This window comes from Microbacterium luticellae (genome assembly GCF_050408645.1).
GTDB lineage: Bacteria > Actinomycetota > Actinomycetes > Actinomycetales > Microbacteriaceae > Microbacterium.
Window position 1 is genome coordinate 26,344 of record NZ_JBNTKE010000002.1, and the last position, 23,680, is coordinate 50,023.

Annotated in this window: 16 protein-coding genes and 3 tRNA genes; 5 read left to right on the plus strand and 14 right to left on the minus strand. The window is 61.8% G+C overall.

Going from position 1 to position 23,680, the window contains the following annotated elements; genetic code table 11:
- Positions 1 to 34: 34 nt before the first annotated feature.
- Positions 35 to 1,399, plus strand: a complete 1,365-nt coding sequence (locus tag ACQUSW_RS05690; RefSeq protein ID WP_428931331.1) for a glucose-6-phosphate dehydrogenase — start codon at positions 35 to 37, stop codon at positions 1,397 to 1,399.
- A gap of 438 nt (positions 1,400 to 1,837) precedes the next feature.
- Here the strand turns inward: ACQUSW_RS05690 and ACQUSW_RS05695 are convergent.
- From ACQUSW_RS05695 to ACQUSW_RS05725, 7 genes are all read right to left on the minus strand, one after another.
- Positions 1,838 to 1,911: transfer RNA gene (locus ACQUSW_RS05695), tRNA-Met, on the minus strand.
- A gap of 31 nt (positions 1,912 to 1,942) precedes the next feature.
- Positions 1,943 to 2,014: transfer RNA gene (locus ACQUSW_RS05700), tRNA-Thr, on the minus strand.
- 64 nt (positions 2,015 to 2,078) lie between these two features.
- A complete protein-coding gene (locus ACQUSW_RS05705; RefSeq protein ID WP_428931332.1) occupies positions 2,079 to 3,347 on the minus strand; it encodes a M23 family metallopeptidase in 1,269 nt (422 codons plus the stop codon).
- 122 nt (positions 3,348 to 3,469) lie between these two features.
- Positions 3,470 to 4,264 carry an inositol monophosphatase family protein gene (locus tag ACQUSW_RS05710; protein WP_428931333.1) on the minus strand — a complete coding sequence of 265 codons (795 nt, stop codon included), beginning with the start codon at positions 4,262 to 4,264 and terminating at the stop codon, positions 3,470 to 3,472.
- A 56-nt stretch (positions 4,265 to 4,320) separates the two neighbouring features.
- The gene (locus tag ACQUSW_RS05715; protein WP_428931334.1) at positions 4,321 to 7,053 is read right to left on the minus strand and encodes a multicopper oxidase domain-containing protein; all 2,733 of its coding nucleotides are present in this window, start codon (positions 7,051 to 7,053) and stop codon (positions 4,321 to 4,323) included.
- Positions 7,050 to 8,297, minus strand: coding sequence for a DUF8744 domain-containing protein (locus ACQUSW_RS05720; RefSeq protein WP_428931335.1), 1,248 nt, complete (start codon positions 8,295 to 8,297; stop codon positions 7,050 to 7,052). Before ACQUSW_RS05720 ends, ACQUSW_RS05715 begins: the two co-directional genes overlap by 4 nt.
- The gene (locus ACQUSW_RS05725) at positions 8,294 to 9,088 is read right to left on the minus strand and encodes a helix-turn-helix domain-containing protein (RefSeq protein ID WP_428931336.1); all 795 of its coding nucleotides are present in this window, start codon (positions 9,086 to 9,088) and stop codon (positions 8,294 to 8,296) included. Before ACQUSW_RS05725 ends, ACQUSW_RS05720 begins: the two co-directional genes overlap by 4 nt.
- A gap of 54 nt (positions 9,089 to 9,142) precedes the next feature.
- On the opposite strand from ACQUSW_RS05725, the gene ACQUSW_RS05730 reads away from it, so the two are divergent.
- Complete coding sequence (locus ACQUSW_RS05730) at positions 9,143 to 9,457, plus strand: DUF2249 domain-containing protein (protein WP_428931337.1); 315 nt, start codon at positions 9,143 to 9,145, stop codon at positions 9,455 to 9,457.
- A 91-nt stretch (positions 9,458 to 9,548) separates the two neighbouring features.
- On the opposite strand, the gene ACQUSW_RS05735 is transcribed toward ACQUSW_RS05730, so the two are convergent.
- From ACQUSW_RS05735 to rpoB, 5 genes are all read right to left on the minus strand, one after another.
- On the minus strand, positions 9,549 to 9,920 hold the full coding sequence (locus ACQUSW_RS05735) for a carboxymuconolactone decarboxylase family protein (protein WP_428931338.1): 372 nt from the start codon (positions 9,918 to 9,920) through the stop codon (positions 9,549 to 9,551).
- Between the two features lie 328 nt (positions 9,921 to 10,248).
- A tRNA-Tyr gene (locus ACQUSW_RS05740) sits at positions 10,249 to 10,333 on the minus strand.
- 119 nt (positions 10,334 to 10,452) lie between these two features.
- Positions 10,453 to 11,370, minus strand: a complete 918-nt coding sequence (locus ACQUSW_RS05745; protein ID WP_428931339.1) for a carbohydrate kinase family protein — start codon at positions 11,368 to 11,370, stop codon at positions 10,453 to 10,455.
- Between the two features lie 100 nt (positions 11,371 to 11,470).
- Positions 11,471 to 15,346 (minus strand): DNA-directed RNA polymerase subunit beta', encoded by a 3,876-nt coding sequence (gene rpoC, locus ACQUSW_RS05750; protein ID WP_428931340.1) that lies wholly within the window; start codon positions 15,344 to 15,346, stop codon positions 11,471 to 11,473.
- Between the two features lie 81 nt (positions 15,347 to 15,427).
- Complete coding sequence (gene rpoB, locus ACQUSW_RS05755; protein WP_428931874.1) at positions 15,428 to 18,919, minus strand: DNA-directed RNA polymerase subunit beta; 3,492 nt, start codon at positions 18,917 to 18,919, stop codon at positions 15,428 to 15,430.
- Positions 18,920 to 19,188: 269 nt separating this feature from the next.
- Here rpoB and ACQUSW_RS05760 point away from each other — a divergent pair, with 269 nt between their 5' ends.
- Positions 19,189 to 20,049 (plus strand): spermidine synthase, encoded by an 861-nt coding sequence (locus ACQUSW_RS05760; RefSeq protein ID WP_428931341.1) that lies wholly within the window; start codon positions 19,189 to 19,191, stop codon positions 20,047 to 20,049.
- Positions 20,050 to 20,118: 69 nt separating this feature from the next.
- On the opposite strand, the gene ACQUSW_RS05765 is transcribed toward ACQUSW_RS05760, so the two are convergent.
- The gene (locus ACQUSW_RS05765; RefSeq protein WP_428931342.1) at positions 20,119 to 21,906 is read right to left on the minus strand and encodes a glycosyl hydrolase family 18 protein; all 1,788 of its coding nucleotides are present in this window, start codon (positions 21,904 to 21,906) and stop codon (positions 20,119 to 20,121) included.
- A 329-nt stretch (positions 21,907 to 22,235) separates the two neighbouring features.
- Here ACQUSW_RS05765 and ACQUSW_RS05770 point away from each other — a divergent pair, with 329 nt between their 5' ends.
- Both ACQUSW_RS05770 and ACQUSW_RS05775 read left to right on the plus strand, forming a co-directional pair.
- Positions 22,236 to 22,784: a hypothetical protein gene (locus tag ACQUSW_RS05770; protein ID WP_428931343.1), complete on the plus strand. Its 549-nt coding sequence runs from the start codon at positions 22,236 to 22,238 to the stop codon at positions 22,782 to 22,784.
- 30 nt (positions 22,785 to 22,814) lie between these two features.
- Complete coding sequence (locus ACQUSW_RS05775) at positions 22,815 to 23,303, plus strand: SprT-like domain-containing protein (protein ID WP_428931344.1); 489 nt, start codon at positions 22,815 to 22,817, stop codon at positions 23,301 to 23,303.
- Here the strand turns inward: ACQUSW_RS05775 and ACQUSW_RS05780 are convergent.
- Positions 23,288 to 23,671, minus strand: a complete 384-nt coding sequence (locus ACQUSW_RS05780) for a DUF3054 domain-containing protein (RefSeq protein ID WP_428931345.1) — start codon at positions 23,669 to 23,671, stop codon at positions 23,288 to 23,290. The genes ACQUSW_RS05775 and ACQUSW_RS05780 overlap by 16 nt on opposite strands.
- Between the last annotated feature and the right edge of the window lie 9 nt (positions 23,672 to 23,680).

Consider the following 23,680-nt stretch of genomic DNA (forward strand, 5'->3'; position numbering starts at 1 on the left):
TGTTTTTTCGGTCAAGAAGACTATCGTCTGCGACATGCCGACAACGACACTCTTCATTCTCGGAGCATCCGGAGACCTCACCTCGCGGCTACTTCTTCCGGCCCTCGCTGCTCTGCTGCAGCGGCGCCCACGAAACGTTATTCTGCGCGGCGCTGGCACCGAACCGTGGGATCAAACAACGTGGCAGACAACCGTAGAAAAAGCGTTTAGTGAAGCATCCGGTGCCCTAAAAAACGTCACTATCGGCGACTATATGCAGGCAGATGTGACGGATGCTGCGGCTGTGACATCGCTCGTCGGCACAGTCGAGCACGAAACAGTGCTGTACTTTGCGCTGCCACCCGCTGTTACCGAGGCGGCGATCACTGCCATGGCCGCCGTGACGCTCCCCACCGGAACCGTACTGGCCATGGAAAAACCATTCGGGGCGGATGCCGCCAGCGCGCAGTCACTCAACGACAAATTGACCGCCCTCGTGCCCGAGGAACAGATTTTTCGTATCGACCATTTCTTGGGCCGCTCGACACTACTCAACCTGCTCGGAGTGCGGCTAGCCAACCGCATCTGGCAACCCGTATGGTCGGCAGACCACATCGAGCACGTACTCATTCGCTTTGATGAGAGCCTCGGGCTAGAAAACCGTGCCCGCTACTACGACCACGCGGGCGCCATGGTCGACATGATCCAAAGCCACCTCTTACAAGTGCTCGGACTGCTCGCGATGGACCGGCCCGCCACCCTCAACGAGCGCGACCTGCGCGACGAAAAAGCCGAAGTGCTGCGTGCCACCCATGTCTTCAATGACGACCCCGTCAAGTACTCACGCCGGGCCCGCTACACCGCTGGCCGCGTAGGTGAACGGATGCTGCCCGCATATGTTGACGAACCCGGCGTCGACGCCGAACTCAATACCGAAACACTCGCCGAAGTAACCTTCGAAGTCGCCAACGACCGCTGGGCAGGAGTGCCGTTCGTGCTGCGCTCCGGCAAAGGACTCCACGCAAAATGCTCAGAAGTCGTTATCACTTTTCGGCCCGTACGCCACCTGCCGCCCGGACTCATCGGCACACCCACCGACGGCGGGCGCCTACGGTTCTCCCTTGGGCCCGACCGCCTGCAACTGAGCCTGCACGTTACCGGCGGAGACAACCCCTTCGCCCTCCGCGAAGAAGACCTTGTTACCGACCTCGGCGTGGGGCAACAGCGCTCGTACGAAGAAGTGATCGAAGAACTGCTCGACGGCAACGTTGCGCTCTCGGTGCGTGCCGACGAGGCAGAAGAATGCTGGCGTATTGTGCAGCCCGTCCGTGACGCCTGGGCCGGTGGCCACGTGCCGCTCGAAGAATACGCGGCTGGTTCGACCGGGCCAGAAAAATGGCCAACAAGTTCCGTTAGATGATGGACGCCGCCGCACCGCAGCACTCGGGAACGGCATGTCGCGACCGGTCGCGCACAGCCCCGCCCGACACACCTTCACCACCGGGCACAACACGCCGCACCCCAACACCCCGAAACGGCATGTCACGACCGGTCGCACACAGCCCCGCCCGACACACCTCCACCACCGGGCACAACACGCCGCACCCCAACACCCCGAAACGGCATGTCACGACCGGTCGCACACGGCTGTGCCCGGCACACCTTCACCACCGGGCACAACACGCCGTTACGACAATGCACATAACGGCGTGTTGCGTCCGGCGGTGATGAGAAAGCGCGTGAACGGGAGGGCCGGGCTGTACGGCCACGCGCGGGCGGGCGAGCGCTGGGGCGCGCGAGGGCGCGCGGCGGGCGCGGGGGAAACAAAAAATCCTCGAAGAATCGAGGATTTTATCTGTAGCAGGAGCGGGGTTCGAACCCGCGACCTCACGATTATGAGTCGTGCGCTCTCACCAACTGAGCTACCCTGCCGCTCGGCATCTGCGGTGAAACAGATGCTCTGAGCCCCGAGTCAGGATTGAACTGACGACCCCTTCCTTACCATGGAAGTGCTCTGCCACTGAGCTATCGGGGCGCGCTGCCTTCAGCAGGCAACCACACGAGAATAGCACCTTTTTGCGCTGTTCTCTAAATCGAGTTTACTTGCGACCAGCGTGCTCTAAAAACCACGGCAGCGGGTCGACAATCGTGCCATTTACCATGATTTCGATGTGCAAATGGGCACCAAAAGATCGGCCCGTGTCACCGGTCAGTCCGATGATGTCGCCCACCTTCACGGTGTCTCCGGTTGCGACGCGCAGCGAGCCATACTGCATGTGTCCGTAGTGGCTCGTCACGACGTCTCCGTCGATCATGTGGTCGATATATACACCCACGCCGTAACCGCCGTCGGACTCCGATGCGAGAGTGACAACACCATCGGCGATCGACTGGATGGGTGCTCCGTCGCCGGGAATCAGGTCGATACCCTGATGCATAACACCGTCGCGCATACCGAAGGGCGAACTCATCGCCACACCAACAATGTACGGCCACTGGATGGATGCGGTCGGGTCGTTGGTATACAGCGAATCGGAGTAGCGGATGCCCTGCTCCGCCGCGAGGTCGGCCCGCGAAATCGTCGAATAGTCTTCAGTGCGGTGCAACTGCGCATTTTCTACGTCGCTGGGGGCCACAAACGCCTGAATCTCGCCATCGGCCGACACAGGAGCACCACCGGGCGCAAACGCCATTGTTGCCGCTGATCCGCCCTTCGCAGCAAGCACGGCTTGCGATGGCAGAGTCATCCCAACAGCCAGTGCACCCGCTAACCCCATCATGCTGGCGGTCACACCGGCCGCCGCAAGACGCCGCAGTGGGCCACGGCGTGCGCGACGAGCAGTGCCAGGGATGCGGGCACGAGAAACACCGGCATCCGGAACATCTCTGTGTCGCGATGGTGTGGGCAAGGTGTGGTGCGGCACAGCAGGTGTGCGCGGTGTATGTGGCGCTTCGACCCGCACAACGGCCGGTCGCGCGGGAGTCTCGTCGTCGATAGCGAGCTCGGGCAGCGCCAGGAGGGCGTCGAAAGCACTCTCGTTCGATTCGGCGGCAACGGCCGTGACAGCAGTGACCGATGCGACTTCTTCCGGCTCTGGCGCTGCATCGACCTCTGGCACAGCAGCAACGGCGACGCTCTCTACCGCCGGGGTTTCGTGCTGCACCGCTGCGGCACGTTCGCGGGCTTCGCGTCGGGTGAGCGGCTGGGCTATGGCATCCGGATGCTGCGTAAAAGTCTCTGTGCTGTGGGCCGTGGTCACCTGCGAAGCTGCGGCCGCGGCGGCGTGGAGGGTCGCCGCTGACAGAGCCTTCATGCGTAGCTCGCGCCGGGTGAGGGCAGGCTCGCTCGGGGATGTGTCGAAGGGCACAGTCGAACTTTCTTGGTCCGGGGGAGGACGATACGGGCCACCGCTATCTGCGGTTCGGGCGAGCCGAAGATAACGAACGTGTAAACACTAGCCCGATCGGGCTGAAAATACCATGTGACCCGTCACGATTCGTTTTCTATGCGCTCCCGGATGCTGCTCACCAGCGCCGAAGGCCCGCCAATGTACATGCGGCGTGCCTCGGTCGGTTCTCCCAGCACAATAAATTCGCCCCCGGCTTCAGCGATAAGCGCTGCTCCGCCGGCGTAGTCCCACGGGTTGAGTCCGCGTTCAAAAAAGCCGTCCATGCGGCCCGCTGCCACATAGGCCAGGTCGATCGCGGCCGAGCCGCAGCGGCGCAAGTCGCGGGCAAGAGGCATGACGCGGGCGACGGTGGCGAGGTCACCGGCGTGCGTGGCGGGGTCATAGCCAAACCCTGTTGCCAGCAGTGCCCCGGCGGGCCAACTTTCTACAACCTGCAGTCGCTCGTCTCCCAGCCATGCGCCTTCACCCACGGCTGCGGTGAAAAGCTCGTCGAGAGCCGGTGCGCACACGGCGCCGGCCACGTTCTGCCACGTGTCGGGATCACTTCCCTGCACCACAGCAATGCTGGTGCTATAAAAAGCGATTCCGCTGGCATAGTTTACGGTGCCATCGATCGGGTCGACCACCCACGTCAGGCCACTGGTGCCCGTGGCGTCGCCCGACTCTTCGCCCAAAAAGCCGTCGTCGGGGCGCACTTCGCGCAGCCGCTGCCGAATAAACGCTTCGACCTCGCGATCGGCCTCGGTAACAATATCGGCCATGGTCGACTTTGTTGCGGCGAGCGCTACTCCCTCCGATTGGCGGCGGCGCGCTAGTTCACCGGCCTCGCGTGCCAGTTCTGCCGCAAAAAGTCGTAGTTCGTTGGGTGTGCTCACGGTAAACAAGTCTAGAGAAGGTGGTTGTGTGTGGCATCCGGGTGCTCATTCGTGAGCTATTCAGAAACGGCCACTGTTCCGTGTGCTCCCCTTTCTGCGTCGATCATGAGGTGCGAAACAAAGGGGTAGTGCCCGGCTTCGGGGAATGTGAGCTCAACAAAACCTCCCTGTGCGGGCAGTAGTGGCAGCACCTGTGCCCCGGTATCGATGGCGCGGTTGATGAGGTAGCGGCCCTCCGACCACACGGTGTCGAACTGGCCGCCCACGATATGAAAACTCGAGGCCCGGTTGGGCCCGGCGTCGAGCACCCAGATGCGGACGCGTTCACCGACCCGTGCGGGCAGCGGCTCGTGGTCGTACTGGTTGGCGTAGCCGTTGAACACGACGAGGTCGGGTTTTTCTTGCTGCAGGGAGTCCATGTCGACTTCTCCCCCGTCATGCGCGCCCAAATAGTATTCGCCCTGCACCAGCACATACGATCGGTCAACAGCGGGCAGGTCGTCGGGCTCAATAATCACGGCCCCGTACATGCCGTTGGCGATGTGTGCGGTCATCGGCATGGTAGAGCAGTGGTACATCCAAATGCCCGAGCGCGTTGCGGTAAAGGTGTAGGTGAGGCTTTCGCCGGGCGCGATCGTGCGCATGGGTTCGTCGGGGGCGAGGGCTCCGGCATGAAAATCGATCGAGTGGCCCATCGACGCATCGTTGACGAGCGTAATCACAAAGGTGTCGCCTACTCGCCCGTGCAGGGTTGGCCCGGGTGCGGTGCCGTTATAGGTCCACAGTGTTTGTTGCACGCCAGGTGCAACTTCGACGAGTGTGTCTTCGACCGTGAGCGTCACCTCGTGGGTTTGCGGACCATTGGCGGGCGGGAGCGGTGCGAGCACGGCATCAAAGGGTGCAAAGCTGGGCCCTGGTTCACCCTCGAGATCGATTCCTCCCGGGGCATGATGGTCTCCGGTGCCGCCGGTGTCGCTTTCTGTTTCCGGATGCTGCTGCCCAGCGCCTGCATCGTTGTCGGCCCCCACCGCAACCACCGTCAACACCATCCCCATCTGGCGGTGGCCGACGATGGAGCACCATCCGTCGAGGTTTGCTGTGATGACTCCCACGTCGATTGTTTCGCTCTCGCCGGGTGCGAGACGTTTTCCGGCTACTCCGTTGCTGAATACGAGGTCGTGCATTTGCGAGTCATCGGTGTTGGTGAGTTCGACGACGAGCCGGGTGCCGACGGGCACTTCGATCACGTCCGTGCTGTACCGCATATTGGCCGCTTCGATCTGCACGGTCTGTACGGGCGCGTCGGCATCGTCGGCGGCGGCGGGTGCGCGCCAGCCAAGCGAATACGGGTCAATCGCTACACACACGGCCATGGCCAGCACCACTGCCAGCAGTCCGGCAACGGCCTGCCCGGCTCGGCGCCCGGGTGGTTGTTCGCCTTCGGGGGTGATGGGCCCGCGGCGTGGTTCTTGCAGGGTGGCTCCGGCGGCTTTGGCTTTTCGCTGCGCCCGCATGGCCACCACCATGAGTACCAAGAACGAAGCCATCGCGATGATGTACATGATCGAGGCGACAACACGCATGAGGCTCGAGACGGGTAGTGCGCAAATGGCGAGCGCAAGGTTGGCGACGGTGATGCGCCACGGTGCGCCGCGGTCAAATCCTGCCGTGCCTGTGCGCACGGGTGTGGGTCCACCACCGAGAACGACGGGGATCAGGTAGCTGAGCGCACCGATCAGCACCTGCGCGGCGAATCCGGCGGCCAGATACGGCACTACCTGGTTGACGAGGCTCGTGACGGCACCAAAACCATCACCCGAGATATATGCGCGAATGGTGCCGATCAGTATCACGGCCACGCATCCTGCCCACCACAGCAGCGCCATTCCCACCGACATGGCGGCAAAGCTGCGTGGTGCGGCCTGTCGTGCTGCGCGCCAGAGCGAAACACCAACGATCACAAGCCCAACGAGGTAGGCGATGAGTCCCACGGCTATGGCCGGCAACAGCATAAATGCTGCGCCCGCTGCGGCCACCACGATGCCGCCCGCCAAAACAGGCAGGGCCCGTACGGCGCCCACGGGGGCATAGTCATCGGCGCGGGTGCGCAGAATTGTGGGCCACAGGGTAACGACGGTTCCGGCAACGGTGAGCCCGATCCACCCGAGAACGTTCAGCAGCGCATGCGCAAAAATAAGCCCCGGATGCTCACCACCCCGCGCCATCCATGCCCCTAGACCGGCCCCGACAACCAGCATGGCGGCGGCGGCCAGATAGTAACGAATGGTGCGGCCGAACCGGCCCGGCATGCTTTTTCGCAGCCGTCGGTACAGGCTTATGCCGTGCCACAGCACCGCTGCGATGAGCGCGGCGGCCCCCGCCAGAGTCACGGGCCAGATGGCCAGGGGAACGCCGACGAAAACGGCGGCGGCCCCTGCGTTGGCAAGGATCAGGCGCCACGACTGCGCTGTGCGGTCGGCCATGGTGGCTGAGCTGCGCAGTAGAGCGAAGGAGAAATACTGGCTCCACACCAAAATCGCGTGGGTGATGGCACCGAGCAGCAGCAGGTGAATCATGAGCCAGCGTGGTGCTGGCAGTTCGCGGTGCAGCACGGTCGAGACCACGGTGAGTATCAGCCAGACGATCGTGGGAATGTCGCGCATGGGCCAGAACCCGCGGCCGGGAGCGCGAGTAGTGGCACGAGAACCGGGTGTGCCGGGTGAGCCAGGCGAGCCGAGTGATCCCGGGGTGCCTGCCGACCCCGGGGCACCGATCGTAGGGGGTTTCATGCTGTCTCCTTGTGCGGGGCTGCGCCGGCGCCCTTGCCGGAGAGAGCTTTATCGAGCGAACTTGTACGAGAAGGCGATCGCGCCTCGATGATCGCGCACACCAGAGCGGTTGCAACAAAAAGCAGCAGTGCAACAACACCCATGAACCCGCCCAGTTGCCATCCCCACGCAAGAGCAAAACCATCCCCCACCCACAGGCGAATGATCAGCGCGATTTGCAGCACAACAGCAGGTACCCAGAACGCTGCGCGATAGGGCAACCGGATGCCGAGAACGGCCGGCAAGATGGTGGTGGCATGCGCCATGATCATCGAGAAGGTGTATCCGAGAAATACGGCGTGCACGACGGCGTCATACGAGCGCTGGTCGCTGGCGCTGCCGAATAGCAAAATGATGGCGGCAACGACAAGCCACACGTATCCGGCCAGAATGCAGGCCGCCATAAAGCGGGTGACACCCTGGGCACGCACAGTTTTGCGGGCCACATCGTGCACTATCAGCCAGCCTGCCAGCGACAGCAGAGTCAGGCCGAGCGCAATCGCACCCAGGTCGGGCAGCACAAGCCCGAGCAGCAGCGCCGCGGTCATCGCCCAGGCGCGCATAAGCAGCCGAGGCCCGGCCGTCGGGCCGAGCGTTATACGCGCAAGCTCCACCCTTTCGGCGGCAATCGTCAGCACAATAAACCCGATCAGCCACGGCAGCACGCGGTCCATGCCGTCGTGTCCCAGCCAAATAATGGCGCCCACCGTTGCGAGCCCGGCAGCGAGCATCTGCGTCAACAGCGCGGCATCATATTGACGTTGCCACAGCGGAATATATATGAGGGTAAACGCAGCTGCCCCGGCAATCAGCACCGACTGCCCAACGACCAGAGGCACGGCAGAGACTGCGATGAGCACCCCGCCGGCTCCGAGTAGCGCGGGGGCCGAAAAACCGTACCAGCGTCGCAGCGCCGTCGCCCGCTCGAGCGAAATTAGCGTCGCTACAAAGCCGAGCACGAGCAGCATTCCGTGCACGCGCGGCAGCCGCGAACCGTCAATCGGCGCAGGAAGACCCAACAACAGCAAACCGGCGTCAAGACCGGCAAGAAGCGCGAGCCCTGCCGGAAGCATCCACACGAGTCGCCACGACGGCGTTCGGCCCTGTGTGGTGCCTCGAACACCCTGTGCCGCGCCTCGAACACCCTGTGCTGTGCCTCGAACACGCTGTGCTGTGCTCCGTGCAGCCGGTGCTGGCAGTGTCATGACGCCGCCCCGATGCGCACAGCACACGTACCCGCGGCCACAAAGGGCACGAGCCGTGTCGATCCACTGCGCGGCGAGCGCTCACGCAGAAAACCTTCAATCATGCCCGCGTGCACAGCACAGGCCACCTGTTCATTTCCGCGCACGGCGGGTAGGAGCGGGCAGCGACGCAACAGAATCTCTTCCACGTCCGACTCATCACCGACAGGCTTTGCGTTCTCTGCCGCCGCATCGTGTACACATTCCGGCGCAAACCCCTGCGCACGCATCATGTTCATCAGATCGCGAAAAGCCACACCGGATGCCACGGCGCTATCCCCATTGTCACTGTGGGCCCTTTGCTCACTGTGGGCCCCTTGCTCGCTGTGGGCCGCGTCGTCACTGTCGGCCGGTTGCTCATGCGCCATCCGCGTACCCCATTCGAGCCCGGCCTGGTACGCGGCGTCGTGGGGAGAACTCCCCCCATTCACCAGGGCACTGGCCAGGGCCGCAGCGAGATTGGCGTAGGTGGCAGCAGCATCCGGAGCCGCAGCCAGAGTCCACACCCACGAAGGCCTCCCCCTACCGCTCGACGCTTTTTTGCGGCGTTGCAGATAGCCGTCGGCAAGCAGCTGATCGAGGTGCCCCCGCACCGTGTTCTCGTGCAACCCCGTGGCGGCAACAAGCTGCGCCGTGTCCACCGCGTGCTGCGCGTTTTCGACCGTGCGCAGCACAGACTCCCGCGCTGACGAATAGATGCGTCCGTCGCGAGAGCGGCGGCGGGCCCCCGATGCATCCGGAATCTTTTCCACGGGATACAGTGTAATAAAATGTTTTGTGTCCCGGACACCGGAAAGGTAAGGAATATGTCTCACATCGAGATCCATCGCTCGCGTGACGAAGTGGTCGAGCAGAACCCGACAGCGGGTTGCACCTGCGGAGAAGTCGACGAAGAGCTTCCTGAACTCGACGTGCAGACCATCCCTCACGCCGTACGCCACGCCGCTATCTTCGGTGCGATCGAGTCGCTGCGTCCCGGCTTCGCCATGATCATTTCGGCAACCCACGATCCTGTGCCGCTGCTCACCCAGCTCAAAGCACGCCACGGCGACGCCTACAACACTCGCTACATCGACCAGGGCCCCGAACGCTGGCGCATTCTTGTGCGCAACGTTGCCTAACGTCTGCTCGCGCCACCTATGCCAAGGGCCCCCGCCGCATGCTCCTGCGATCGGGGGCCCTTATGGACTATGACGTGCTGCGTGCTGCGTGCTACTGCTGCAAAGCCGCTTGCATACAGCGCATCGCCGCAAGAGTCTTAGGCACACCAATGTAGGGCATGAGGTGCACGAAACATTCGGCAACCTCATTCGGAGTCATCCCCGCCACCTCAACCGCCGTTTTAATGTGGCCGGTCAGCTGCGGTTCTGTACCACCCATTGCGGCCAGCGCCGCCATATTGAGCATCTGGCGATCACGCAGCTCAAGCCCCTCCCGCTGGTACGTGCCGCCAAAAACAGCACCCACCACCCAATCCGAAGCACCCGGAGCAAATTCGTCGAGCTGCTTCTTCCACGAAGCAGCCCCCTCGGGCGACTGCGTTGCAGCAATAAATTCTTCGCCCTTATCGATACTGAATTCCACGGTGTCCTCCTGAGCATCTTCACGTACGCGGATCCGCCCCAGGCTAGCAAGCGTCGCACTGCAGCACAGTGCAGTTCTCCGCCGTCACCTCGTGTACCTCTCTCGGCGACACGACACAACACTCTCTCCGCGACAGGACACAACACGCCGCAGCACCCGTACACCGAGCGGCGAGTCGTGACCGGTCGCGAAGCGGAACGCTCACAAACGCGAAAAGATCCGAGCACGAGTACGAGCACAAGCACAAGCACAGGCCCAGCGCGCCACCGGTAAACCAAAAAGTCCTGAGCATTACCCCGCTGTACGCGGATTATCTGCTCAGGACACGTGGTGGCGAGTGAGGGATTCGAACCCCCGAAGTCGTAGACAGCTGATTTACAGTCAGATCCCTTTGGCCGCTTGGGTAACTCGCCAGTGCACGCCCGTCCGGCTTATACAGGCGAGCGGGTGCGCGATGACCAATATTACCCATAGTCGAGCCGCTCGCGAAATCGAAGATTCTCGCGGGCGCGCCACGCTGGGTAGCATCCGGCTAACTGCCGTTTTCTCCCGCTACAGAACGCGCCAACTGTTCGGGTGTGCGCAAGAGTCCGCCTTCTCCTCGCACGGTCGCTGCGGCAACATCCATGGCACGCTGCACGATCGCCGACCAGTCGTCTTCTGTTTCCGGATGCCGCTCTACCAGCCCCGCCGCGAGTGCTGCGAGGGTCGCGTCGCCCGCCCCCACCGTGTCAACCACCGCACCCGGCAGGCGTGATATCGGCTTCTGTATACGCCCAGCGTCGGTGAGCACCGCGGCCCCGTCGGCACCCGCTGTCATCATGACGGCACGCGCGCCCTGCAGTCGCAGTTTCTTACCGAGCGCTTCGAGGTCGCCGTCATAGAGCAGTGCGGCGTCGTCGGCGCCTATTTTTACGGCTGTCGCGCGTGCTGCTAGCTGTTCGAAACCGGCAACAAAGTCGGCGCGGTCGTGCAGCATTCCGGCCCTCGGGTTGGGGTCAATCACCAGGGGTGTGTCGCCGACCACTTCGGCAAGAGCTGCCTGTTCGGCGGCAACGTCGAAAGGAAAACAGCTCACGGCCACCAGGGGTGCCTGAGCGATGGCTGCGCGGGCGGCGTCACCAAACCGGATGCTGCGGTTCCATGCCGCATCGTTGAACGTATAGGTGGGTTCGCCGTCGGCGTCGCGCTGCACTACCGCGCGTGATGTTCCTCGCTCGGAGGGGCTGTCGATGAGGATGACGTCGTGGTCACGCAGATACTGGCGAATATGGTCGCCTGCTTCGTCGTCGCCGACCATCGCGATAAGTATTGTGGGGTGGCCGAGCCGCCGTACACCGACGGCCACGTTGAGTGCTGCACCGCCTACTAGTTCGACAACGCTCTGTTCGGTGCGGATCTCGTCGATCAGTGCATCACCAATAACGACGACGGGCGCGGGCTGGGTCATTGTTCGAGACTACCCGGCAGGGTGCGTGTTTGCCTGCTGGGTGCAGAAACAACAATCCCGGGCAAGTGGCCCTGCCCGGGATTGTTGTTATGTGTGGCGCTTAGTTGTAAGTGCCGGGGGTGATGTCGTCTGTTGAGAACGCATCGAAGTCGACGTAACCGAAGTCGCCGTCGGCGTACGCGCCGTCGGATGCAAAGATCCGGTTCGGGTAGCGCTCGCTCTTGGCTTCTTCTGTTGCTTCAACCTGAATGTTGCGGTAGCGCGCCAGGCCGGTACCGGCCGGGATGAGCTTACCGATGATGACGTTCTCCTTGAGACCAACAAGCGGGTCACGCTTGCCTTCCATCGCGGCCTGGGTCAGAACGCGTGTGGTCTCCTGGAACGATGCGGCCGACAGCCACGACTCGGTTGCCAGCGAAGCCTTGGTAATACCCATGAGCTCCGGGCGGCCCGAGGCGGGACGCTTGCCGGTGGTGACAGCTTCGCGGTTGATGTCCTGGTAGCGACGCGAGTCGACCATTTCACCGGGCAGCAGCGTGGTGTCACCGTGGTCAACCACCGTCACCTTGCGCAGCATCTGGCGAACAATAACCTCGATGTGCTTGTCGTGAATCGGCACACCCTGCGAACGGTACACGCCCTGCACGCCGCCAACGAGATACTTCTGCACCTCGCGGGCACCCTGCACGCGCATGATTTCCTTCGGGTCGAGAGTACCCACCTGCAACGGCTGGCCAACGGCAACGTGGTCGCCGTCTTCTACCAGCAGCGTTGCACGCTTGAGCACGGGGTAAACTACGGGCTCGTCGCCGCTGTCGGGGGTGAGAATAACCTTCTTCTGCTTCTCGGTCTCTTCGATCGTGATGCGGCCATCGGCCTCAGCGATCGGCGAGGCGCCCTTGGGGGTACGTGCTTCGAAGAGTTCTTGCACACGGGGCAGACCCTGCGTGATGTCTTCTGCCGAAGCCGAACCACCGGTGTGGAAGGTACGCATCGTCAGCTGGGTTCCGGGCTCACCGATCGACTGGGCCGCGATAATACCTACCGCTTCACCGATGTCGACGGTCTTGCCCGTAGCCAGCGAACGGCCGTAGCACTGTGCACACACGCCCACTGCCGAGTCACACGTGAGTACCGAACGAACCTTGATTGATTCGATTCCGGATGCCACGAGCTTGTCGATCAGCACGTCGCCGACGTCGTCGCCAGCAGCCGCCAGCACCTCGCCAGCCTCGCTGACGACGTCGGAGGCGAGCGTACGGGCAAACACCGAGTTTTCAACGTTGGCGTCGCGGATGAGCGTGCCGGTGCTGTCGGGAGCTGCGATGGGCAGTTCGAGACCCTTGGTGGTGGCACAGTCTTGCTCGCGGATGATGACATCCTGCGACACGTCGACGAGTCGACGTGTCAGGTAACCCGAGTCGGCGGTACGCAGAGCCGTGTCGGCCAGACCCTTACGGGTACCGTGCGTAGCGATGAAGTACTCGGCAACCGAGAGGCCTTCGCGGTACGACGAGATGATCGGGCGAGGGATGATCTCACCCTTCGGGTTGTTCACCAGGCCTCGCATACCGGCAATGTTACGAATCTGCAGCCAGTTACCACGGGCACCCGACGACACCATGCGGTTGATGGTGTTGTCTTCGGGGAAGTTCTCGCGCATAGCGGTCTGAACTTCGTCGGTCGCTTCGGTCCAGATCTTGATGAGCTCCTGGCGACGCTCGGCGTCGGTCGTGAGACCCTTCTCGTACTGCGACTGAACCTTGGCGGCCTGCTTCTCGTAGCTGGCAACAATCTCGGCCTTGTTCGGGGGCGTCAGAATGTCGCTGAGCGCAACGGTCACTCCCGAACGGGTAGCCCAGTAGAAACCTGCGTCCTTGATGCGATCCAGGGTGGCTGCGGTTTCGACCTTGGGGTATTCCTCGGCCAGCTTGTTGACGATCTGCGAGAGCTTGCCCTTATCGGCAACGCCACGCACAAAGGGGTATCCCTTGGGCAGTGCGTCGTTAAAGATGGCTTGTCCGAGCGATGCGTCAACGAGGCCGTGGTTTTCGTAACCTTCGGGTGCTTCCCCTTCGAGGAAGCTGAGCCCACGGATACGAATACGTACCTTGGCCTGCATGTCGAGCGTGCCCTCGTCGCGAGCAAGGATCGCTTCGGCGACGGATCCGAATGCACGACCCTCACCCTTGGCGCCTTCCTTGACCGTGGTCAGGTGGTGCAGACCGATGATCATATCCTGCGAGGGCAGGGTGACCGGACGGCCGTCCGAGGGCTTCAGGATGTTGTTCGACGCGAGCATGAGCACGCGGGCTTCCGCCTGTGCTTCTACCGACAGCGGCAGGTGAACAGCCATCTGGTCGCCGTCGAAGTCAGCGTTAAACGCTGCACAGACGAGCGGGTGAAGCTGAATGGCTTTACCTTCAACCAGCTGCGGCTCAAAGGCCTGAATACCCAGACGGTGCAGGGTAGGTGCACGGTTGAGCAGCACGGGGCGCTCACGAATGATTTCTTCGAGAACATCCCACACCTCGGGGCGGGTACGCTCCACGGCGCGCTTTGCTGCCTTGATGTTCTGCGAGTGACCCAGGTCGATCAGACGCTTGATCACGAAGGGCTTGAACAGCTCAAGAGCCATCTGCTTGGGCAGGCCACACTCGTGCAGTTTCAGCTGCGGACCCACCACGATGACCGAACGGCCCGAGTAGTCCACACGCTTACCCAGCAGGTTCTGACGGAAACGACCCTGCTTACCCTTGAGCATGTCACTGAGCGACTTAAGGGCACGGTTACCGGTACCGGTAACGGGGCGGCCGCGGCGACCGTTGTCAAACAGTGCGTCGACGGCTTCCTGCAGCATCCGCTTCTCGTTGTTCACGATGATCTCGGGAGCCCCGAGGTCCATGAGGCGACGCAGACGGTTGTTGCGGTTGATCACACGACGGTACAGGTCGTTGAGGTCGGAAGTGGCAAAGCGGCCGCCGTCCAGCTGCACCATGGGACGCAGCTCCGGCGGGATGACCGGAACAACATCGAGCACCATCGAGGCCGGGCTCATACCCGTCTCCAGGAACGAGTTGACAACCTTCAGACGCTTAATCGCACGGATCTTGCGCTGACCCTTACCCTCAGAAATCTGCTGGTGCAGCTTTTCTGCCTCACCCTTCAGATCGAAGGTGGCCAGGCGACGCTGGATCGACTCGGCACCCATGTGCGCCTCGAAGTACTGACCGAAGCGGTCTTGCATTTCGAAGAACACTTCATCTTCGGGGCGGAGCGCGCCAACCTCGAGGGTGCGGAAGTCTTCCCACACTCGCTCGAGACGAGCGATCTGCTCATCGGCGCCCTTGCGGATCTGCGCCATCTCTTTTTCTGCAGCGTCTTTTGTCTTCTTCTTGGCGTCGGCCTTTGCGCCTTCAGCCTCGAGAGCTGCGAGGTCTTCCTCGAGCTTGGCCATGCGCGAAGCAATCTTCGCGTCACGACGGTCACCGAGGGTCTTCAACTCGAGACGGATGTTGTTTTCCTGGGTTGCCAGGTCGCGGTGGCGAGCTTCTTCGTCGACCGAGATGACCATGTAGGCAGCGAAGTAGATGACCTTTTCGAGGTCTTTCGGTGCCATGTCCAGCAGGTATCCGAGGCGTGATGGCACACCCTTGAAGTACCAGATGTGGGTGACTGGTGCGGCCAACTCAATGTGCCCCATGCGCTCACGGCGCACCGAGCTCTTGGTGACCTCTACACCACAGCGTTCGCAGACAATTCCCTTGAAACGCACGCGCTTGTACTTACCGCACGCACATTCCCAGTCACGGCTCGGGCCGAAGATCTGCTCACCGAACAGACCGTCCTTCTCGGGCTTCAGGGTGCGGTAGTTAATGGTTTCGGGCTTCTTGACCTCACCGAACGACCATCCGCGGATGTCGTCTGCGGTGGCCAGACCGATGCGAAGCTCATCGAACGTGGTTGCGTCGAGCACTTATTCTCCTGTGTTCTAAAAATTTCGGGGTGCGGTTGCAGTTGAGCACCGCTGCTACCCGGAGCTTTATCGTGGGCTGGCTCAGATCTCGTCGATCGAGGCGGATTCGAAACGGCTAGAAATGTTGATTCCTAGTTCTTCGGCCGCGCGGAAGGCTTCATCGTCGGTGTCACGCAGGTTGAGCGTGGTGCCGTCGGCCGAGAGCACCTCGACGTTCAAGCACAGCGACTGCATTTCCTTCATGAGCACCTTGAACGACTCAGGAATACCGGGCTCCTGAATGTTCTCGCCCTTGACGATGGCCTCGTAGACCTTGACGCGCCCGAGGATGTCGTCCGACTTGATGGTGAGGAGTTCCTGCAGCGCGTAAGCGGCACCGTATGCCTCCAGCGCCCACACTTCCATCTCTCCGAAACGCTGGCCACCAAACTGGGCTTTACCACCCAGCGGCTGCTGCGTAATCATCGAGTAGGGGCCTGTCGAACGAGCGTGAATCTTGTCGTCGACCAGGTGGTGGAGCTTGAGGATGTACATGTATCCCACGGCGATCGGTGAGGGGAAGGGCTCACCGCTACGACCATCAAACAGCGTGGTCTTACCGCTAGCACCGATGAGTCGTTCACCATCACGCGTCGGCAGGGTTGCATCGAGCAGGCCTGAGATTTCACGCTCGCTCGCACCGTCGAACACGGGTGTTGCCACCTTCGTTCCTGGTGCAACATCGCGTGCTTCTTCTGGCAGGTCGATGGCCCACTCGGGGTTTCCTTCGATCTTCCAACCCTGCTGGGCAATCCAGCCGAGGTGGGTTTCGAGCACCTGACCGAAGTTCATTCGGCCGGGGATACCCAGCGGGTTCAGCAGAATGTCGACCGGTGTTCCATCGGCGAGGAACGGCATGTCTTCGACCGGAAGAATCTTGGCGATAACACCCTTGTTGCCGTGACGGCCAGCGAGTTTGTCACCCTCGGTGATCTTGCGCTTCTGGGCAATGTAGACCACAACGCGACGGTTGACGCCCGAGCCAAGCTCGTCGTCGCCCTCTTCTGCGTCGAACTCCTTGACCGCAATAACGGTCCCCTGCTCACCGTGCGGAACCTTCAGCGAGGTGTCACGAACTTCACGGCTCTTCTCGTTAAAGATCGCGCGAAGCAGGCGCTCCTCGGCGGAAAGCTCGGTTTCACCCTTCGGTGTTACCTTTCCTACCAGGATGTCGCCGGGGCGAACCTCGGCACCGATGCGGATAATGCCGCGCTCGTCGAGGTCTTTCAGCAGTTCGGGGCTGACGTTGGGCAGGTCACGAGTGATCTCTTCTTTACCCAGCTTGGTGTCGCGGGCGTCGACTTCGTATTCTTCGATGTGGATCGAAGAAAGTGTGTCGTCTTTCACCAGCTCCTGGCTGAGAATGATGGCGTCCTCGAAGTTGTGGCCCTCCCACGGCATGAATGCCACGAGCAGGTTCTTACCCAGCGCCAGTTCGCCATTCTCGGTCGCGGGACCATCTGCGATGACCTCTCCGACCTCGATGCGCTCGCCCTCCGACACAATGACACGCTGGTTGTAGCTGGTGCCCTGGTTCGAACGGTCAAACTTACGCAGGTAGTACTCCTGTGTGCCCCCGTCGTCGAGCAGCAGCACGACGCGATCGGCAGACACTTCGCTCACGACACCGGAGCGCTCAGCGGTGATGACATCGCCAGCGTCGACGGCCGCGTAGCCTTCCATACCGGTACCAACGATGGGTGATTCGCTGCGCAGCAGCGGAACAGCCTGGCGCTGCATGTTCGCACCCATCAGAGCGCGCTGTGCGTCGTCGTGCTCAAGGAACGGCACGAGCGAGGTTGCCACCGACACCATCTGGCGCGGCGAGACGTCCATGTAGCCAATCTCTTCCGGCAGGAAGAGGTCGACCTCGCCGGCCTGCTCACGAGCCAGCACACGCTCTTCAGCAAACGAGCCATCGTCGTTCAACGGCGCGTTGGCCTGAGCGATAACGTATTCGTCTTCTTCTGTCGCCGTGAGGTAGTCGATCTGGTCGGTGACCTTACCGTTTACGACCTTGCGGTACGGGGTTTCAATGAAACCGAAGGAGTTGATGCGCGCGAACGATGCGAGCGAACCGATCAGACCAATGTTGGGGCCTTCCGGAGTCTCAATCGGGCACATACGGCCGTAGTGCGAGGGGTGAACGTCACGAACCTCAACACCGGCGCGATCACGCGAAAGACCGCCGGGGCCCAGTGCTGACAGACGACGCTTGTGAGTGAGGCCGGCCAGAGGGTTGTTCTGGTCCATGAACTGCGACAGCTGCGAGGTACCGAAGAACTCTTTAATGGCAGCAACGACCGGACGCACGTTGATCAGCGTCTGCGGTGTGATGGCTTCGATGTCTTGCGTTGTCATGCGCTCACGCACAACACGTTCCATACGCGAAAGACCGGTACGAACCTGGTTCTGAATCAGTTCGCCGACGGCACGGATACGACGGTTACCGAAGTTATCGATGTCGTCGATGTTGAGGTGCATCTCGGTTTTCTTACCACCGCGAATACCCTCAAAGGTGTCAACGCCGGCGTGCAGGCGCACAAGGTACTTGATGGTGGCAACAATGTCTTCGACCGTCAGCACCGAGTCGGTGAGAGGCTGGTCGAGTCCGAGCTTCTGGTTGATCTTGTAACGACCAACCTTGGCCAGGTCGTAGCGCTTGGGGTTGAAGTAGAAGTTGTCGAGCAGCGCACGAGCGGCTTCTGCAGCTACCTGCTCACCCGGACGCAGCTTGCGGTAAATGTCGCGCAGTGCGTCTTCTTTTGTGAGGATGGTGTCTTTCGCCAGTGTCTCTTCAATCGAAGGGAAGCCAGCAAACTCGGCCAAAATCTCTTCGCTGGTCAGGCCCAGTGCCTTCAAGAACACCGTCACCGACTGCTTACGTTTGCGATCGATGCGCACACCAACCTGGTCACGCTTGTCGATTTCGAACTCGAGCCAGGCGCCGCGGCTAGGAATCACACGCGCAGTAACAATGTCTTTGTCACTGGTCTTGTCGGGCGTCTTGTCGAAGTAGACACCGGGTGAACGCACCAGCTGCGAGACAACAACACGCTCGGTGCCGTTAATGATGAACGTGCCCTTGCCCGTCTGTAGCGGGAAGTCACCCATGAACACGGTCTGAGTTTTGATCTCACCGGTCTGGTGGTTCATGAACTCGGCTTCGACGTACAGCGGCGCAGCGTAGGTTTTGCCACGCTCCTTGCACTCGTCGATCGAGTATTTCTCGGGCTCGAGGTACGGGTTGGTAAAGCTCAGCTGCATCGTTTCGCTGAGGTCTTCGATGGGAGAAATCTCTTCAAAGATTTCTTCCAGTCCGCTAACCTCGGCGACGTCTTTACGACCAGCCTTTTTTGCCTCGGTGACACGTGCTTTCCAGGCCTCACTGCCTACGAGCCAGTCGAAGGACTCGGTCTGCAGTGCAAGAAGGTCGGGGACCGTCAGCGTGTCGGAGATCTTTGCGAACGAAAGGCGCGAAGCTTCGCGGCCATTCTTGGGGGTGGTGGTGGATGCGTTGCGAGCAGCAGCCAAGGGAATAACCTCCGTAAGCCCCCAGGGGCTTGTTGATTCCTCAGTAGTCAGGTGGAGTGCGTCGCTCATCTCAGACCCGGAAAGAGCGAGCCGTTCATCACGAACAGGCATTGCCGGGAACTGCCGACCACCATATGAGGGCAGGGAGAAGCGAAGCGCAACTTCCCACTATACTGGTGAATTTCCGACATGTCTAGTACGCTCCTTGACCTTCGCTGCGCACTGGGGTATGAGGGCACTGTTACTGGCCGCTCGGCTACGCTCACACCATGGGCAGAAACCGCTCTCGTCATCTCAACTCACCGGCAGTTCAGCTCGATTCCGGCGTTTACGCGCAGGTCGTCGAATCGGCTTTCACTTCTGGTTACGAGCTTTTTGTCGACGACACCCCGCAGTCGCACGTGGATCTTGATGACCCGACGCACCTGCATTTTGAGTACGTCGCTCGCATCGGAGCCGTTATCGACCAATTACCGGCGGGCCCTTTAACGGCGGTGCATTTGGGCGCCGGTGCGCTAACTCTTCCGCGCTATGTTGCTGCTACGCGGCCCGGTTCTCGCCAACAGGTGATTGAGCTGGAAGCGCCGCTTATTCAACTCGTGCGCGACCGCCTGCCGCTGCCTCGTGACGCCGCGATTCGGATTCGCATTGCCGATGCTCGCGCGGGTCTTCGCAAATTACCCCCGGCCATCACGGGCAAGGTCGACCTATTGGTCTCTGATGTGTTTGCCGGTGCACAGACGCCCGCTCATTTGACAACTCTGGAGTTCTACCGCGAGATTTCACAGCTACTCACGCCGGAGGGCGTCGTGGTTGTGAATGTGGCCGACGGCCCGGGCCTGCAGTTCGCTCGCCGCCAAATCGCCACCATCCGCACGGTTTTTCGCGACATAGCCGTGCTGGCCGACGCACAGATTCTGAAGGGCCGTCGTTTCGGCAACCTGGTAGTCGTGGCTTCACTCGCGCCGCTACCGACGCAGTGGCTTCCACGGTTGATGGCTGCCGGGCCGCATCCGGCGAAGGTTGCCCAGGATCGCGAGGTGGCAGCACTTACTCAGGGTGCCACGATCATTACCGATGCCGATGCGGTGGCGTCGCCTAAGCCAGACTCATCACTGTTTTTGCGATAAACAATTGCGTCACGAATGACGAAGCGGGCGACGTCACACCACTGCCGTCGCCCGCTTCGGTTTTGCCGCCTAGCGTGTTGTCCAGGCGGAACCGGGTGTTCCCGGTACCTCGCCGCGAGTCCACCAACCCGCGACGTAGACGTTGCCGTCATGCAGCACCGTGTCACCGCTGGTATAGACACGGTCGGCGAACCAGGGCTGCACTACGCCCTCGTCGACGCCACATGCTGCGACGGTTTGCCATACACTGTTGGCTGATTCGCCGGGCATTGCTCCGCGTGTCCACCACAGTGCTTCGAACACGGCACCATCGATCGTGACGCGGTCACCCGAACTGTAGGTGGTCAGAGCATTCCAGCCGGATGCTGCAGAGCAGTCAGTCAGCTCGTTACCTGCCAGTGGCCCGGTTTGTGCGTCGCGCAGTGCGGCAGCGCTTACGAGGGGCAGATCACCATCGCGGTCATCGGCCAGCTGCCAGAAGTCGATGCCGCCCAGGCCCTGTTCGATGGCCCACTTGGTTTTTTCTTCAACCGCTACCGGGTCGTCGACCGAGAACCATTCGCGAGTGGAGGGGTTGTAAGCGTATGCGGCGTTGAACTGGTCGCCGACGTAGTCGTAGTGAAAGTCAAAGCCGGCGTCTTTCAGTTCATGCCAGGGGCGTGTGCCGCCGTCGACTCCGCCGCCGGAGGGCTGCCAGGGTTCGAGTTCTGCGTCTTTCCAGCCTTGACCGTAGGCGGCGAGGCCCAGGTTCAACCGTGCGGGGTCGATTCCTTCGTTCGTGTACGAGGCGACGATCGATTCCAGGCCCAGCCCCCAGTTGTGGTCGGGGTCACCGACGATGTTGCCCTGGTGTCCGGTCATCGGGTCCCACGTGCCCCACAGGTCGTAGCCCTGCAGGTTGCCGAAGTCGAGGTACTCCCACAGTTCGGGGTCGTTCCAGCCACCGGCGGTGATGACTCCGGGGCTGGCTGGAAGGAATGCCGACAGCTCGTAGAGCTTGTCGTTGGCTGCGCCCTTCGCGTCGAGCGCTTCGCGCAGTTCTTTCACGAATGCCAAGAAGTTGGCGCGGTCATTTTCTTCGTCGACCACGTTGCCGACCTCTTGTGACCAATCGGGGGCTCCCGGCCACTCCCAGTCGAGGTCGAAGCCGTCAAAGATGCCGGATGCTGCGCCATCGCCGCCGCGCCCGTCGATCTCCGGCAGGTTTCCGTCGATGTACAGGTCGATGCACGACTGCACGAGTGCCGTACGGTTTTCGGGTGTCGAGACGGCGGTCGAGAAGGAGTGTGACCAGGTCCATCCGCCGAGCGATACGAGCACCTTGAGGTCGGGGTTGAGGCGTTTGAGCTGGGCAACCTGGTTCATGGCGCCCGCCAGCGGCTGGTCAGCGGTGTCGGCGATACCCAGCACCGATTCTTCGGCGGAGTACGCCCGCAAGAAGTCTTGTTCTGCATCGCCTCCGGCACGGGTGCCTGCGGGGCCGTCATTCGGTGCGTCCGAGATGAAGCAGGTGTAGGGGTCGACATTGTCGAGGCCTTGGGCTCCGGCATCACGGGCGATGTCGAGGTCTTCTTGGCTTCCTGCAACGTTGCCGAATGAGTAGTTCAGGTGTGTGAGTGAGGCCCCGAGTGTGCCGTCGGCGAAGAGTGCGCCGAGGGTGAGGTCGTCGCTTCCGGCGCTCCACTGACCCCAGTAGCCAACGTTGCGGTACCCGTTGAGCGTCGTTGTTTCGTCGTCCTGTTGTGCCTGTGCGGCCGTGGCGGGAATGAGGGCTCCCGATACGGCGAGTGCTCCGGCGGCGACAACTGCCGGGAGCACGCGGCGCGCGGTACGCGACACCTGGGGGGATTCGGACACGATGACTCCTTTGTTCCGTGCGATCCGCGGAGTGTGCAAGAGCAAAGGAGTGCGCAGCTTTTGCACACTCCGCGGTGAGGTTTGATGCCGAACGCACGGACTCCAGAGGGATTCCGTCGGGGGGCGCGTTCGGCTCTAACAAAGAGTCGCAAGACTTTGTTCGTTCGGTAAACGAATACGTCAGGTATGTGGAAAACACGTATATATTCACATGCATCCGGATGCTGCTGATCCGTGGCGCGAGCATCACGACCGTGGCGCAGGGCGTGCCGTCGCCTGTTCTGAGCTAGAGGGGGCACACTGGATAGGCAAGCACAGAAGGAGCAGGCGTGAGCGAGATTCTGGGATACGACAGTACAACTCTGCGAGAGATCGTCGACCCCGAAGCATGTCAGTCGCGTTTGGATGAAATTTCTTCGCAGCGCAGCCTGCCCGCCCTGCTCGAACGCGTATGGCTCTTGAAGGTGCTCCAGCGTCTGGACGAGGCCCAGGCACTGTCGGAAGAAACGGTGCGGTTAGCCCGCATGGCCGGCACCCGAAAAGACCTTCTGCGGGCGCGGGTGCTGCACGCCACCGTGCTGCAGTTTCAGGGTCGACACGAGCACGCCGACCAGATTCTGTTCCACGTAGCCGAGGAGGCAGAGGGCCAGGGCTGGCTCGGTATCGCGGCTTTTGCGCACCAGCACCACGGAAAGAACGCCTATGAAGCGGGTGACTGGGAACAGGCGCGCGAAAGCTTTAAACGCACACTGTTTTTGCGACAAGAAACGGGTGCCGACTCCGCAGCGCTCGAATCGGTGCTGCTGGCCATAGAAGCAGTGGAGCGACGACGCTCCGACGAGGGTTCCGCAGCGCTCGACTCGGTTCTTTTGGGCTAGCCTCGTCGCTTATGAGCTAGCTTCGTCACTATGGCCGATCTTGACCGTGTGCGCACCTGGGCCGACGCCCTGCTCCGGTTATATCTCGACGACACCTGGAGCTTCGACTTCGACCACGCTAAACGGCGTGCGGGACTGTGCAACTACGTGGACCGCCGCATCACCGTATCGCGCTATCTCGCGGCACGTTTTAGTGACGACGAGATTCACCAGGTGCTTCTGCATGAGGTGGCTCACGCCCTGGCAGGCCATGCCGCCGGTCACGGCCCGACGTGGAAGCGCATTGCCGCCGAGATCGGCTATATCGGTGGCACGACACACCATGGCGAGACAGCCACCGAACTCGCGCCGTGGGTAGGAACATGCCCCGACGGGCACACGGTTTTTCGGCACCGCCGCCCCACCCGTGATACCTCGTGTGCCACGTGTTCGCGCGGCTACGATCGCCGCTTTGCCTTCACATGGGTGCGGCGCGAGATTACTCCCGCCATGCGGTTGGCCGCTCAGTCTCCGCGCTGAGCGGCTTGGCGGCGGCGTGACGCGCGAATGCCGAATACGATCAACCGCCAGCCCACCAAGAAAAGCGCCAAGGTTGCTGTGGCCACCAGCACAAACGGAAGCTGGGCGGTGTCGCCCGAGGCAATGCGCACCAGCATGCCGCCCACGACCGTCACAAACCATGTCACCGCACCCCAGGTGAGCGTCCACGGCTGTTTCCGGCCGCGCACCAGCAGCAGCGCAACCGCATAGGCGAGAACAAGCGCCACCAAGAACGGCCATGCCGTCAGCCAAAACATCCACGGCTCTTCGTTATGCGAGGCTCGGCCCAGCACAGCAAAAATGATCACCAGAACCGCATCGATCACAAAAGCTGGCACGAGTCTCATACTGCGAGC

Excerpts from the sequence above, each read along its gene's own strand:
- ACQUSW_RS05690 (WP_428931331.1), top strand. The coding sequence starts at position 35 with ATGCCGACAACGACACTCTTCATTCTCGGAGCATCCGGAGACCTCACC.
- ACQUSW_RS05715 (WP_428931334.1), bottom strand. The coding sequence starts at position 7,053 with ATGAAACCCCCTACGATCGGTGCCCCGGGGTCGGCAGGCACCCCGGGA.
- ACQUSW_RS05720 (WP_428931335.1), bottom strand. The coding sequence starts at position 8,297 with ATGACACTGCCAGCACCGGCTGCACGGAGCACAGCACAGCGTGTTCGA.
- ACQUSW_RS05730 (WP_428931337.1), top strand. The coding sequence starts at position 9,143 with ATGTCTCACATCGAGATCCATCGCTCGCGTGACGAAGTGGTCGAGCAG.
- ACQUSW_RS05745 (WP_428931339.1), bottom strand. The coding sequence starts at position 11,370 with ATGACCCAGCCCGCGCCCGTCGTCGTTATTGGTGATGCACTGATCGAC.
- ACQUSW_RS05760 (WP_428931341.1), top strand. The coding sequence starts at position 19,189 with ATGGGCAGAAACCGCTCTCGTCATCTCAACTCACCGGCAGTTCAGCTC.
- ACQUSW_RS05775 (WP_428931344.1), top strand. The coding sequence starts at position 22,815 with ATGGCCGATCTTGACCGTGTGCGCACCTGGGCCGACGCCCTGCTCCGG.
- ACQUSW_RS05780 (WP_428931345.1), bottom strand. The coding sequence starts at position 23,671 with ATGAGACTCGTGCCAGCTTTTGTGATCGATGCGGTTCTGGTGATCATT.